The sequence below is a fragment of the Pseudomonas sp. MONT-RG-20F-20-E-7-02 genome (genome assembly GCF_022662395.1).
In the GTDB taxonomy this organism is placed as follows: domain Bacteria; phylum Pseudomonadota; class Gammaproteobacteria; order Pseudomonadales; family Pseudomonadaceae; genus Aquipseudomonas.
This window is the reverse complement of sequence record NZ_JAKNQN010000002.1, coordinates 319711-334943: the sequence shown is the minus strand read 5'-3', so window position 1 is coordinate 334943 and position 15233 is coordinate 319711. Positions and strand designations below refer to the sequence as shown.

2 protein-coding genes and 1 pseudogene are annotated in these 15233 nt (G+C 62.8%); 2 read left to right on the top strand and 1 reads right to left on the bottom strand.

Features of this window, described 5'->3' with window-relative positions; translation table 11 throughout:
- Positions 1-37: 37 nt before the first annotated feature.
- Positions 38-907, bottom strand: a complete 870-nt coding sequence (locus L8I05_RS06810; protein WP_197628188.1) for an oxaloacetate decarboxylase — start codon at positions 905-907, stop codon at positions 38-40.
- Between the two features lie 383 nt (positions 908-1290).
- Here L8I05_RS06810 and L8I05_RS06805 point away from each other — a divergent pair.
- Positions 1291-2937: pseudogene (locus L8I05_RS06805) on the top strand (ShlB/FhaC/HecB family hemolysin secretion/activation protein).
- A gap of 30 nt (positions 2938-2967) precedes the next feature.
- Positions 2968-15231 (top strand): filamentous hemagglutinin N-terminal domain-containing protein, encoded by a 12264-nt coding sequence (locus tag L8I05_RS06800; RefSeq protein ID WP_242167729.1) that lies wholly within the window; start codon positions 2968-2970, stop codon positions 15229-15231.
- The last annotated feature ends 2 nt before the right edge of the window (positions 15232-15233 follow it).

Genomic DNA, 15233 nt, shown 5'->3' with positions numbered 1-15233 from the left:
GGCGGCCAGTCGGAACTGGCCGCCGAATGGCCGACGCTTACTCTTTTACGTCCATGAACTCTTCGGCCCAGGCCACGTAGCTTTCCGGCAGCGTGTAGGTATGCGTCAGTTCAGTCGCGCTGAGGTTCGTGGTGCTGCTGGTCAGTTTGCGCTGGGCGCGCAGGCTGTCGTAAGTCGCTTTGATCGAGGCAAAGTAAGCGCCATGCCCGGCCACCACAATGCGCACGCCGAGGCTGGCCAGGCGTTCGCTGTCATTGAGCTGCGGGTTGCCGTAGGTCACCAGCATCAGCGGCACCGTGAGGTTTTCGGCGATCTGTTCAAGGTGGTCGAAGTCTTTGACGCCGACCATGCAGATGCCATCGGCGCCGGCTTTCTCATAGGCCTTGGTGCGCGCGATCACGTCTGCGGTCGGCAATACACCGGCGTTGGTGCGGGCGATGATCGACAGCTCAGGGTCGACCCGCGCTTCGAGGGCGGCCTTCACTTTGCCGATGCCTTCCTCGACGGAAATCAGGTCGGTGGATTTACGCCCAAACTGGGCCGGCAGCAGCGTGTCTTCAATCGTCAGTGCCGCAACGCCAGCGCGCTCGAGCTCTTCAACGGTGCGCATCACGTTCAGCGCATTGCCGTAACCGTGGTCGGCGTCGGCAATGAACGGCAGCTGGGCGACCCGGCCAATACGGGTGGCCTGTTCAACGAACTCACTCAGCGTGATCAAGGCAAAATCGGGTGCCGCCAGGACCTGCAACGATGCGACCGAGCCACCCAGGATGCCGACTTCGAAGCCCAGGTCGGCGGCGATACGCGCCGACATGGGGTCGAAGACGGAGGCGGTTTCTACGCAGATGTTCTTTGCAAGCAATTCACGGAAGTTGCGGCGTAGCGCTGAGTGAGAGATTTTCGGCATGTTCTTTCCTGGCTCTGGTCATCGTCTTGTGACGATCAATGTCTATTCGTGGTGGCGCGAGATTACCATGCGCACGAGTCGAAGATTGTGACGTTTGAGCATTTGGCCCATGCCAGGCTTACGGATCCTCGGTTCACAGTCAGGCGACGGACCACCCAAAAACCATTCGCGCCTCATAAACCAATGCCGTTGTTTTAGCCAGAATACAAACATGAAACATTCTGTAAAGATTTCATGTTTGACAAATTGACGCCAAAAAAATGCTTCCATAGTATCGCCGCCCAGTGATGGCACTAAGCCATTTAGTCAAGGGAATGGCGATGCGTGTTTCAATCCTCACAGTGAGTTGCTATGCGCTGGCACTAGCAGGTCTCGCGGTGGCCATGACGCTGCAGGCGGCGCCCAACCCGGGTGATACCGACCTGATCCGCGACCGCCAGGACCGCCTGCTCGAAGAACAACGCCGCCGCCTGGACGGCCTCAAGGACCTGCCCGGTAGCGCCACACCGGCAACCGCGCCCAACGCGGCTGCGGATAATCGCTGCTTCCCGATCAAGACCGTCCAACTCACTGGTGCAGACGCGCTTGGCGCCAACGAACGCACGCAGATACTGGCGCCTTATACCGGGCAATGCCTGGGCGTGGCGCAGCTCAATGCGCTGCTTAAAACCATCACCGAGCGCTACATCGACAAAGGCCTGGTGACCAGCCGCGCCTACTTGCCGCAACAGGATCTGTCCAGTGGCAACCTGAACGTGCAGGTGGTGGAGGGCCGCCTCGAAGGCTTGAAAGGCGCCGAGGGCAGTGGCTTTTCCGAGCGCCAGCTGGCCCAGGTGTTTCCCGGCAAGCCCGGTGATGTGCTCAACCTGCGGGAAATCGAGCAGATGGTTGACCAGCTCAATCGCTTGCCGTCGAACCAGGCACAAATGGAGCTGGCGCCGGGCAAGGCGGTGGGCGGCAGCGACGTGCTGGTCAAGAACAGCGCGCAAAAGCCCTGGCGCGCCGGTGTGTCCTACGGCAACGACGGCCAGCGCAGCACCGGTCGCCAGCAGGCCGGCACCAGTTTCGACTGGGACAACCCGCTGGGGCTGTCCGACCAACTCTCGCTGCGCGCCGGGCACGATGTGGTCAGTGATACCCGCAAGAATTCGCGCAACGCGATGCTCAATTACAACCTGCCGTTCGGCTGGTGGAACCTCAACTACAGCTACAGCGAAAGCGAGTACCGCTCCCAGGCCCAGGCCAACGGTTTCAGCTTTAAGCAAAGCGGCGACAGCCAGAACCATCAATTGCGCCTTGAGCGGGTGATCTACCGCGACGCGCTGAGCAAAACCTCGCTGAGCACCGGCGTGTCCTACCTCAGCACCCACAACTACATCGAAGACAGCAAGCTGGCCCTGAGCAGCAACCGCATCAGCGAAGCCCAATTCGGCATCAACCATGGCCGGCGCATTGGCGGTGCTTTTCTCAACATCGACCTGGGCATGCAGGACGGCATCGGCGCCTTTGATGCGCAAAGCAATCGCGACGTCAAAGCCGGACAGCCCGACGCGCGCTACCGCAAATACACCGCCACCCTCAGCTATTTGCAGCCGTTCAAGCTGTGGGACGAGTCATTCAGTTTCACCAGCCTGATGACCGGGCAACACAGTGAAGACGTGCTATTCAGCCCCCAGCGCACCAGCTTGGGCGGGCAGTCGTCGATTCGTGGGTATCAGGACCAGTCCCTCACGGGTGACAGCGGCGGTTACTGGCGCAATGACCTGCGCTGGACCCGCCCGGTGACCTGGAACTAGATGCACACCGTGTTTGCCGAGTATGGCAGCAGCCTCGGCTATGACCAGGGCGTGATCAGCCACGGGCGCTACAACCCGGACCAGCACGGGCGCATGACCAGTGACGCGCTGGAGTTGTTTGCCCGCGGCCCCAACGTCGCCGCCACCGTGACCTTTGCGCATTCGCTGGAGCGACCGGACGCCATCACCGAGCGTGAAGCCCCGATCTATTTCCGCCTGGATTTCTTCCTCTAACTTTTTTGCCTTCGTGCATCGAGACTTCACATGGACGTCCGCCAGTTCGCCTTTCTTGCGCGCCAGCCTTCTGCAGCGCTGAAAAACCGCACGTCGTTTCTGGGCCTGCCCAAACGCGGGCTGGCGCTGATTCTGGCGAACGCGCTGTTCTGGCAGCCGTTGCTGGCGCAGGCGGACGGCATTGTCGTGAATGCGCCCGGCACCACCCTGGCGCAAGCCGGCAATGGCGTGCCGATTGTCAACATCGCGGCGCCGAATGCGGCGGGCCTGTCCCATAACCAGTTCCATGACTACAACGTCGGCACGCAAGGCCTGATCCTCAATAACGCCACCGACCGCACCCAAAGCACACAGCTGGGCGGGATCATTGTCGGCAACCCCAATTTCAGCGGGCAGGCCGCCAGCACCATCCTTAACGAAGTCAACGGCGGCAGCCCGAGCCAGTTGCGCGGCTACACCGAAGTGGCGGGGCAGTCAGCGCATGTGATTGTCGCCAACCCCTACGGCGTGAGCTGCAACGGCTGCGGTTTTATCAACACGCCGCAGGTGACGCTGACCACCGGCCAGGCCGTGATTGAAAGCGGCAAGGTCAGCCGCTACCAGGTGGACCAGGGCAGTGTCTCGGTTGATGGCGACGGCCTGAACGCGAGCAACGTCGGCCAGTTCGAAATCATCACCCGCGCCGCGCACATCAACGCGCAGATTCAGGCGCAAAAGCTGGCCATCGTCGCCGGGCGCAATGACGTCGACGCCGGCACCTTGAATGCCACCGCACGCGCCGCCGACGGCAGCGCCGCCCCGACGCTGGCGATCGACTCATCGGCGTTGGGCGGGATGTACGCCGGCACGATCAGGCTGGTGGGCACCGAGGCGGGCGTCGGGGTACGGCTTGCCGGCAACATGGTTGCCGGGGGCGATATCCGCATCGATGCCAACGGCCACCTGAACCTCGGGCAAACCTCGGCTGGCACTGCCGTGAATGTGACCGCCCAAAGTGTGGAAACCCAAGGCGCGGTGTATGCCGGTACAGACCTGGCGATCAAGGCCCAGGGCGACCTCAGCAACGCCAACAACCTCGCGGCCCGCAACAGCATCACCCTCGACAGCGGCGCTCGCCTGAGCAACAGCGGCATTATCGAAGCGGGCGTAAATGCCGACAACAGCCGCAATACCAATGGCGATGTGCGCCTGACTGGGCAAACCCTGGACAACACCGGCAACACCGTGATCGCCAGCCGTGACCTGACGGTGAATGCCGCCGCGCTGGTCAACCGGCACGGCACCCTCAGCGCCCAGCGCCAGGGCCAGATCAACGCCGATCAGTTGGACAACCAGAGCCAGGGCCGGATTATCAGCAACGGCCAGCTCACCGCACAAATCGCCGGGCAACTGCTCAACCAGACCGGCCTGTTCGCCGCCACCGGTGACCTGCAACTGAGCGCCGCCAGCCTCGACAATAGCCTCAAGGGCACCCTCAGCGGCCAACACACTGTCAGCCTCAACGCCGGCAGCCTGGACAACAGTGGCCAAGGCAGCGTGTATGCCAAAGACGACCTGTCGTTGGTGCTGCGCAATCAGCTCAATAACACCCAGGGTGTGGTGCACAGCGACAACAGTTTTGGCGCGCAGGTAGGCAACCTGATCAACGACGCCGGGGCCATCAGCAGTGCCGGGCCATGGGCGCTCACCAGCCAGGGCGCGATCAGCAACCGGGGCGGCCAGTTGTACAGCGCCCGCAGCCTGACCCTGGACCTGAACCACGCGCAATTGGACAACGCCGATGGCCTGATCAACACCCCGGGCGCGCTGCTGCTCAACCATCTCGCCACGGTGGGCAATAGTGGCGGTGAAATTTCCAGCGCGCAGGCCTTTACGCTTGCCGCGCAGAACCTCGACAACAGCGGCGGCAAGGTGATCAGCGACCAGGCGCTGAACCTGCAGGTCGACCAGTTGCTGGCGAACCTCAACGGTGAAATTTCGGCAGCCGGGCTCACGGCGCACGTGGGCACGCTGGACAACACCCACGGCTTGCTCAGCAGCTCGACCGATTTGGCGCTGAGCGTGGGCGGCAGCCTGGTCAACGACGGCGGCGAGGTGTCGAGCGCCGGTGCCAGCGTGGTCAATGCCGCGACGCTGAGCAACAAGGGCGGGCACGTGCTGGGCGATAACAGCCTCGACCTGAGCGTCATCGGCGCACTCGGTAATCAGGGCGGCACCCTCGGCGCCGGCCAGCGCTTGCAGGTGAACGCTGCCAGCCTGGACAACAGCCAGTCCGGCAGCCTCGTCAGCGATGGCAGCCTGAGCGCAAGCGTAGACGGCCTGCTCGACAACCATGCGCACGGCAGCGTGTTGGCCAAGGGCGCGGTGGGCATCCAGTCCGCCAGCCTGGACAACCGCACCGGTTTGATTCGAGCCAACCAGAACCTGAACCTGCACACCGGCCAGGTGGACAACCGCCAAGGCGTGATCAACAGCCAGCAGGCGCTGGGTTTTGTTGGCCAGTCGCTGAATAACAGTAATGGCTTGATCAGCGCCACCGGTCCTCTGCACCTGGCCTTCGATAACATCAGCAACGCCAAGGGCCGTATCGCCAGCCAAGGCGACCTCGACGCAACCCTGGGGACACTGACTCAACAAGGCGGGGAACTGACGGCCCAGGGCACGCTGACGCTGAATGCCAACACCCTCGACAACAGCAACGGCGGGCTGGTAGCGGCGACCAAAGCGCTGAAACTGGAGGTTGATAGCACCGACAACCGCGCCGGGGAGATTTCCAGCCAGCAAGACGTCGCACTGACCGGCCAGCAGCTGGACAACAGCGGCGGCAAGCTGCTCGCCGCGACGGCACTGGAGCTGGCCGTGGCCCAGGTGATCAACCAGGCCAAAGGGCTGGTGTTCGCACAGGATGCGCACCTTGTCGGCACGCGCCTGGACAACACCCAAGGCAGCGTGGCTGCCCAGCACTCGCTGGCGATTCAACTGGCGCCGGCCGCATTGCCGGATGCCAGCCTGATCAACACCGGTGGCACCCTCAGCAGCGAAGACGACCTGACGCTGCTCGGCCAACGCCTCGACGACAGCAGTGGCAAGGTGACCAGCGCCGGCATGCTCAGCGTGACCAGCAGCGCCGAGCTGTTGAACCTGGGCGGCACCTTCGATTCGGCACACGGCCTGGCACTCACCAGCGCCAGCCTCGACAACAGCGGGCAAGGCCTGATCAAAAGTGACGGCGCCGCCAGCGTCACCACCGGCCAGTTCAATAACGCCACCGGCGGTGCCCTCACCAGCACCGGCAAGCTCGACCTGACCGCGGCCCAGGTCACCAACGGCGGGCGTATTGCCAGCGCCGATGTACTCACCGCCAGCGTCAGCGGCCTGACCCAACAGGACGGCCAACTGTTCAGCAACACCCAACTGAGCCTGAACCTCAACGGCGGCGACCTGAGCAACGGCGGCTTGATCAATGCGCCAGTCCTGCTGCTGAGCAACCTGGGCAACCTGAGCAACCAGGGCGGTGAAATCTCCAGCCAGACCGCGTTCTCGCTGGCGGCGCACAGCCTGGACAACAGCAACGGCAAACTCATCAGCAATCAGGCCCTGAGCCTCACTGCAGACCAGCAACTGGGCAACGTCAACGGCCACATCAGCGCCCTGGGTTTTACCGCCAGCAGCGCGCAACTGGATAACACCGACGGCGTCATCAGCAGCCATGGCGGCGTCGACATCACTGCCCGCGATCAACTGACCAACCTACGCGGCAGCCTGATCGGCGATGGCGCGCTGCTGCTCACCACCGCCAGCCTCGACAACCGCAGTGGTCAAGTGGCCGGCAAGGCCGACACCACGCTCAACGCCAGCGCCATCAACAACCAGCACGGCCAGTTGGTCAGCACCGATACCTTGCACATCCGCGCTGCCAGCCTGGATAACCGCACGGGCCTGGTCGGCGCCACCCACGCATTGACACTCGACGCTGCCAACGTCGACAACCGCGCGGGCGAGTTGAGCGGCAGCGCCGATGTCAGCGTCAATGCCCAGCGCCTGGACAACAGCGACGGCGGCAAACTGCTCGCGGCGAACGCCCTGAGCCTGACCGTCGACCAATTGCTTAACCGCACGCTGGGCCAGCTCAACGGCCAGCGCGTGACACTCAGCGGCTCGACGCTGGACAACAGCGGCGGTAAGGTTTTCAGTCAGCAGCCGCTGATGCTGACCCTCACCGGTGATGTCGACAACACTCAAGGCGTGTTGAGCAGTGAAAGCCAACTGAGCCTCAGCGCCGCCAATCTCAACAATGCCCAAGGCAGCATTTCCAGCGCACAAGACCTCACGCTGGGCCTGCGCGGCCAGGTCAACAACCTCGGCGGCGAACTGGTGACCGACGGCGCCCTGAGCCTGAACAGCCTCGGGCTGAGTAACGCCCAAGGCAGCCTCAGCGCTAAAGGCGCGATGACGCTGGTCACCGCTGACCTGAGCAACCAGAACGGCAGCATCAGCAGCGGTGACACGCTGAACCTCACTGCCGGCCACCTGAGCAACGGCGGCACCATTGGCAGCAGCAACGCGCTGACCGCCAGCGTGAGCGGCCTGGACCAGCAGGGCGGCAAGCTGTTCAGCAACGGCGCGCTGACGCTCGACGTGAACAACGGCGTGTTGAACAACAGCGGCGGCTTGATCAATTCGACCGGGACGCTGCAACTCAACCACCTCACCGACGTCACCAACAGCAACGGTGAAATCTCCAGCGGCCAGGCCTTCACGCTGGCCGCGCGCACCCTCGACAACAGCAACGGCAAGCTGCTGAGCAACCAAGCGCTGACCTTGCGCATCAACCAGACGCTGACAAACATCAAGGGTTTGATCGGCGCTGCCGGCCTCGACGCCCACGCCGCTTCGGTGGACAACAGCAACGGCACCCTGAACAGCCGGGGCGACCTGCAACTGGCCAGCGATGGCCTGCTGAACAACACCGGCCTTGGCTTGATTCACAGCCAGGGCAACCTGAACCTCACCGCAGCCAGCCTGAATACCGGCAACGGCGGTGAAGTGTCGGCTGTCGGCACACTCGACCTGAGCACCGGCACCTTGACCTCGGCAAACGGCCGGGTGACAGGCGAGCAACGCGTGACCGTAGACCTGAACAACGGCAACCTGAGCTATGGCAACCTGGATAACGGCGACCTGGATAACCATGGCGGCCTGATCCTCGGCAAAGGTCCGCTGACGATCAACCACCTGCGTGACCTCAACAATCAAGGCGGTGAAATCTCCAGCCAGCAGAACCTGACGCTGGCCGCGCGTACGCTGGACAACAGCGCCGGCAAGCTGATCAGCAGCCAGGTATTGACCCTCGGCGCGGCCAACCTGATCAACGCCAATGGCCTGGTGTCGGGCTGGCAGAGCCTCGGCTTCAGCGGCGGCAGCCTCGACAACCGCAACAACGGCACGTTTTCCAGCCGCAGCGGCGCGATGGCAGTCAACCTCGCGGGCGCACTGCTCAACAGTGGCGCCGGTGCGCTGGTCAGCCAGGGCCGGCTGGACATCCATGCGACCAGCCTCGACAACAGCAGTGGCGGGATTCTGTCCAGCGCCGCGGGGCAGGGCCTGACCGTCAGCGGGCTGCTGAACAACAGTGGCGGCGGTTTGATCGACAGCGGCGCGACCCTCGACGTGCAGGCAGCGACGCTGGGCAACGACGCCGGCAAGATCAATGCGCAGCAGGCGCTGGCGGTGAATGCCACCGACCTGAGCAACAACGCCGGCACCCTGGCAGGCAACGCCGCAGTGACCCTCAACCTGCTCGGCAACCTGATCAACACCCACGGCACACTGGCCAGCGCCGGACCGTTGCTGTTGCAGCGTGCCAACCAGGTCAACAACCAGGGCGGGCAAATAGTCAGCCAGAACCTGCTTAGCCTGTTTGTCGGTGCTATCGACAACAGCCAGCACGGCACCCTCGCGGGCACCGGCAACGTCGCGATCAACATCAGTGGCCTGCTGCAAAACAACGCCGACGGTTTGATTTACAGCCAGGGCGCCGGCGTGCAGTTGCAGGCTGCCGCAATTGCCAACGGCCTCGGCGTGGTGCAGGGCCAGAACGGCCTCACCCTCAACACCAGCGGCGACGTGGATAACCAGAGCGGCAAACTGTTTGCGCAAACCGGCGACCTGACGCTCAACGCCAACAGCCTCGACAACCGTGGCGGCACACTCGCCAGCCTCAACGGCGCAGTGCAGGCGCAACTGGTGGGCGTGCTGCGCAACGGCTATGACCTGAACAACAACCGCCAGGGCGGCACGGTGCAGGGCCAGCACCTCAACCTGCTGGCGGCGATGATTGATAACTATGGCGGACGCGTCTCGGCCCAAGGCGGCGATGCGCTCATCACCACCGGCAATGTCGACAACCGCAACGGCGGCATCTATGCCACCGGCCTGGTGAGCGTCAGCGCGAACGACGTCGACAACAGTGGCGATAACGACGGCCAGATCGCCGGCCAACAGATCGACCTGAGCCTGCGCGGCGCATTGAATAACCGCCTGGGGATCGTCGAAAGCCAAACCACCCTCAAGGTCAGCGCCACCAGCCTCGACAACGGCAACGGCCGCTTGCGCGCCCTGGGCAGCGCGGGCACCACCGAGTTCGCCATCGGCGGCCTGCTGGATAACACCAATGGTGTGCTTGAAACCGCCAACAGCAACCTGGTACTCGGTGCCGGTAGCTTGCAGAACGTCGGCGGCAGCGTGCTGCACGTCGGCAATGGCAACTTCACCATTGCGCCGAGCAACCTCAACAGCGTCGGCGGCAGCCTGGTGACGCGCGGCGGCCTGACCGTCGCCCAGGACACCTGGACCAACAACAGCGTGATCCAGGCCGGGCGGTTGACGGTCAACGTCAACACCCTCAACCAAACCACCGACGGCCAATTGCTGGCCAGCAGCGCGTTCAGCGGTACGGGCGGCAACTGGTCCACCAACGGCCTGATCGCCAGTGACGGCAGCCTCGACCTGCATGTGGGCGGCACGCTCAACGGCGCAGGGCGCATCACCAGCCAGGGCGACCTGAGCCTGAGCGCCGCGCAACTGAATCTGAGCAGCACCGCCAGCGTGGCCGGCGGCGGCCTCACCAGCGCCACTGTCACCGGCACCCTGAACAACGCCGGGCGGCTGACCTCGGCCAATGACCTGGTCATCAATGCCGGCGCGATAAACAACACCGCAACCCTCGGCAGCGCTCAGAAGCTCACCGCCACCACCGGCGCGTTGCTCAATGACCATGGCCTGATCTTCAGCGGTGGCGACATGAGCCTGCGCGTCGACACGCTGACCAACAGCTACGCCGACGTCTACAGCCTGGGCAACCTGAGCATTGACCGCGACGGGCATGGCGGCCTTGCCACAGCGATCGTCAACAGTTCGTCGAGCCTGCAAAGTGACGGCAATATGAGCCTGGCCGCCAGCACCCTTCAGAACGTGCGCGCGGTACTCACCACCAGCGCGGGCGGCATCTACACCGCCTCGATCACCGAATTCCCCTGCATCGAAGGCCCGAACTACGCCGGTGATTGCAGCGGCAAACAGAACCACCTGTGGCAAATCGATCAGCGCGAAAAGCTCGAAGTGACGGCTTCCAGCGCCGCCTCCAGCATCACCGCGGGGCAAAACCTCAGCATTGCCGGCGGCGACGTCGTCAACGCCAGCAGCACTATCGGCGCGAGCGGCAACCTCAGCGTTGCCGTCAACAACCTGACCAACAGTGGCGTTGAAACCGGCGAAACCGATACCTCGCGCCTGTTCGTGTCCGAGCGTACTCGCCATCCGGAGATGTGGTACGACGCCGCCGCCGCGTTCAACAGCCGTTACTCCATCGGCGGCGCCAGCTACAACCCCAATGACCTGAGTGGCCTGCAGGGCGCCATGGCCTCGTTCATCGGTATCACCGAGGCTGAGCGTACGGTGTTGCGCACCGTCACCCAGATCGGCGGCGGCGACCAAAGCTACGCCGGGGTGATTCAGGCGGGCGGCGCGGTCAACGTCAAGGCGCAGGCCAATCTCGACAACAGCGTGGTACGCCCAGGCTTTACCTATGTCGGTGCGGGTGCCAAAACCGGCACTGGCGCGGCTGGCGCCAGCGGTGCGAGTACGTTCTCCACCCGCATCACCGTCAACGGGCAACTGCCGCCCGACCTGGCCCAGCGGCAGATCAACCCCCTGACCTTGCCGGGGTTCAGCCTGCCAACCGGGCAAAACGGCCTGTTCCGCCTGAGCGGGCAGGGCAGCAGCGCCACGGCTTCCAATAACAACGCACCGGGCTGGTCCGTGAGTGGCGCCAGTCTTCAATTGGACGCGCATCCAATCACCGCGCCCTCGACCGCAGGACGGTTGATACAGGTGAATGCGCCGGCCCCCGACACGGCCAACAGCGTGCAACTGGACCTGGCCAGCCGCCAAGCCAGCGGCATTGGTGCCAGCGGCAGCGGCGTCGGCGCGATCAGCGATGGCGGCGCCGCCAGCATCCAAACCCCGGACCGCAGCAGCGCAGCGCCGGCGATCGGTGCGGCCCTTCCGAACATACCGCAGAAACCCGCTGGGCCCGATAACCCGTCCCTGACAGCCAGCCAAAACATCGCCCGTGTACAGGGCCTGCCAAACACCCAACCGGTGTCGCAGCCACAGAAATACCTGATCGAAACCAACCCGGTGCTCACCGACCTCAAGCAGTTCATGAGCTCCGACTACCTGCTTTCCGGCCTCGGTTACAACCCCGACGACAGCGCCAAGCGCCTCGGCGACGGCCTCTACGAGCAACGCCTGGTCGAACAAGCCGTGGTGGCCCGCACCGGCCAACGCTTCATCGACGGCCAGAACTCCGACTCGGGCATGCTCAAGTACCTGATGGACAACGCCATCAGCAGCAAACAGCAACTTGGCCTGAGTGTGGGTGTGAGCCTCACTTCGGCCCAGGTCGCGGCGCTGACCCACGACATCGTGTGGCTCGAAAACGAGCAAGTGAACGGCGAAAACGTGCTGGTGCCGGTGGTTTACCTGGCCCAGGCCAACAACCGCCTGGCCCCGGACGGCGCGTTGATCGCCGGTAACGATGTCAACCTGATCGCCGGCCAGAACCTGGACAACGTCGGCACCTTGCGGGCCAGCAATAACCTGTCGGCCCAGGCCGGCAACGACCTCAGCAACAGCGGCCTGATCCAGGCCGGCAACCGCCTGGACCTGCTGGCCGGCAACAACATCGTCAACACCGCCGGCGGCATCATCGCCGGCCGCGACGTGAACCTGACCGCCAGCAATGGCGACATCCTCAACGAGCGCAGCGTCACCAGCCACGACAGCAGCAGCGGCTACCGCACCGAACACACCGACTCCGTGGACAGCGCCGCACGCATCGAAGCCGCCAACAACCTGAGCCTGCAAGCCGGCCGCGACGTCGACAGCGTGGGCGGGGTAACCAGCAGCGGCGCCGACACCACGATCAAGGCCGGGCGCGACGTCAACCTCGTCGCGGCCGAAGGCACCAACAGCAATACGGTCAGCGGGCTGTTCAAGGACAGCAGCGTGACCCAGTACGGCAGCCGCGTGGATGCCGGCGGAGATTTGAAGGTACAGGCGGGGCGGGACATCAGCGCGGTGGCGAGTGAAATCGATGCCAAGCGCGATGTGACGATGTCGGCAGTGGGCGATTTGTCGCTGTCGTCGGCGGCGGACGAATCCCATGCCTCGTTTACCTCGAAAAAGGTCAAGAGTGAAGACGACCATGTGAGCCAGGTGTCGACCACGGTCAAGGCCGGTGGCGACGTGGCGCTGAGCGCCGGGCAAGACCTGGCGTTGACGGCGAGCCGGGTGACGGCGGGGGATGAGGCGTATTTGTATGCCGGCAACACGCTTGATCTGAATGCTGCGCAAGACAGTGATTACTCGCTGTACGACATGAAGAAGAAAGGTGGCTTTGGCGCGCTGAAGACTCAGCACGATGAAGTGACTGATGTTCGCAATGTGGGGAGTCAGATCCAAACAGGCGGGGCGCTATCGCTGATCAGCGGCGGCGACCAGGTGTACCAGAACGCCAAGCTTGATAGCGGTGCGAACTTGTCGTTGAACAGTGGCGGGAGCATTTCGTTTGAGGCAGTGAAGGATCTGCACCAGGAGAGCCACAGCAAGAGCGATTCCAGCCTGGCGTGGACGTCGATGTCAGGGAAAGGCAGTACCGATGAAACCCTTCGCCAGACCGAGATGACGGCCAAGGGGCAGACCGTCATCAATGCGGTGAACGGCTTGAATATCGGTATCAAGCAGATCGACCAAAACACGGTTGCGCAAACCATCGATGTCATGGTCAAGGCTGACCCGAGCCTGGCGTGGTTGAAAGATGCCGAAGCCCGCGGCGATGTGAACTGGCAGCAAGTCAAGGAAATGCACGACGCCTACAAGTACAGCCATTCCAGCTTGGGTGAAGGCGCGATGCTGGCGATCATCATCATTGTCTCGGTGCTGACGGCGGGGGCGGCGAGTGGCGCGGTGGCTGCAATGTCCGGGGCTGGCGCTGGGTCGACCATGGCTGCGGCTACGGCTGAAGTCGCAGCCACCGCAACGACTGCCGCTGTTGATGCGACTACCGCTGGCTTGGGGAACATGATGGCCTCGGCCGTGTTGACCTCAATGGCCAGCAGTGGTGCGGTGAGTTTGATCAACAACAAAGGGAATCTGGGCGCGACCCTGAAGGACGCACTCTCGACATCAAGCCTTAAAAACGATGTGTTGGCGGGACTCACTGCGGGAATAGGCTACGAGCTGCCTTACAACCCTGCCGTTTTCAGCGTGGACAACCTTGAAAAGGCGGCGGTCACTTCGGTTGCCAATGCCGTTGCTAAAACGGCTGTCGAGGGCGGGAGCCTGCAGGGCAATCTGGTTAGCTCGCTGGCCGGTGCCGCGATTAACGTCGGTGGTGCAACGGTAGCTAACGATATCGGAGGGACTTACCTGCCCGACGGTTCGTTGACCAAGATCGGCATGCACGCCTTGCTCGGCGGGGTTCTATCCGTCGCTCAAGGCGGGGATTTCAAGACGGGCGCGTTGGCAGCGGGGGCTGACGAAGCTGTCGTCAAGAGCTTGTCGGACCTGGTCATGCCTGATCCTGCGACGGCCAATTCGGTGACCCTGCAGCAAGCGCAGCAGAGGCTGGTTGCGCTGTCAGGGCTGGTTGGCATCCTTGCCGCCACGGCGACTGGCGGGAATGCCTCGATTGGCGCTTCCGTGGCGGAAAATGCTACGCAGAACAATTTCCTGGGGCCGAATTCGATAGCCCGTCGAGAGGCAGATCGTCAGGCACTGGAACACGGTACTGCGACAGTTCAGCAGGCAGCTGAATACAAGGAATTGCAACAACGCGATCAGCAAAGCGATTACCTGCGCTCGAAAGTTGCGGCTGGAGACTCGCTAACCGACGCAGAGCGGTCCTTTCTGGTTGATTCATATCAACAGTACTACGACGAGATGGTCAGCAAAGTCGGTGGGGGGCTGGCGGACGCCGCGCTAAGCGGTTTGAAGCAGAACGGCGCCATTACCACTTACGACTTCCCATTTGCCGGGACACCGGAACAGAAAGCTGAATGGACGGCTGCCAATTCCCAAACAGCTTTAGACTTTTTGAAGACAGCCTTTCGCTCACGCAGCGAGGATGAAACGCTTTACAACGGCATCGGGCACAGCGAGCAGATAGCAAAGGCACAGGAGCAAGACGTCCAAATCGGGCAGATTGCCATGTTGCCTGAGGAGGGATTGGCCGGGATTGCTGCGATAGGGGCTGTGACTATCGGGAAGGCAGTATCGGCTGGCAGCGAAGCTGGTGGTGCGTTACCTTCCACGCTGGGTTTGGGGGAGAGCGGGGCGGGTGCAGCACTTGAGTTAGATGGTGTCGGTGCAAAAAGCACAGCAAGCGATGGCGTCGATCTTTCTCTAACCTACAAATCAGGATGGACGGACGCGCAACGTGCAGCAGCAGATGCAAAAGTTAATATTCTGAACGACGCAGATACCGTCCTAACAACGCCAGTACGCTCTGGAACATCGGCTGCGAGTCGCTATAGGCAGGCTGGCAATACAGTGCCAGCGGGCTCTGATGTCGATCACATGGTTGACTTACAGCTCGGCGGTACTGACACTGTTTCTAACATGAGTCCGTTAGATATGAGTGTTAATCGTAGCCTTGGCGCTCAAATTTATCAGCAAACAAAGGGCCTGCAGCCTGGAACGAAAATCAACAATGTGAAAATTGGAGATTGATA

Coding starts and splice junctions, on each gene's coding strand:
- L8I05_RS06810 (WP_197628188.1), bottom strand. CDS start 907: ATGCCGAAAATCTCTCACTCAGCGCTACGCCGCAACTTCCGTGAATTG.
- L8I05_RS06800 (WP_242167729.1), top strand. CDS start 2,968: ATGGACGTCCGCCAGTTCGCCTTTCTTGCGCGCCAGCCTTCTGCAGCG.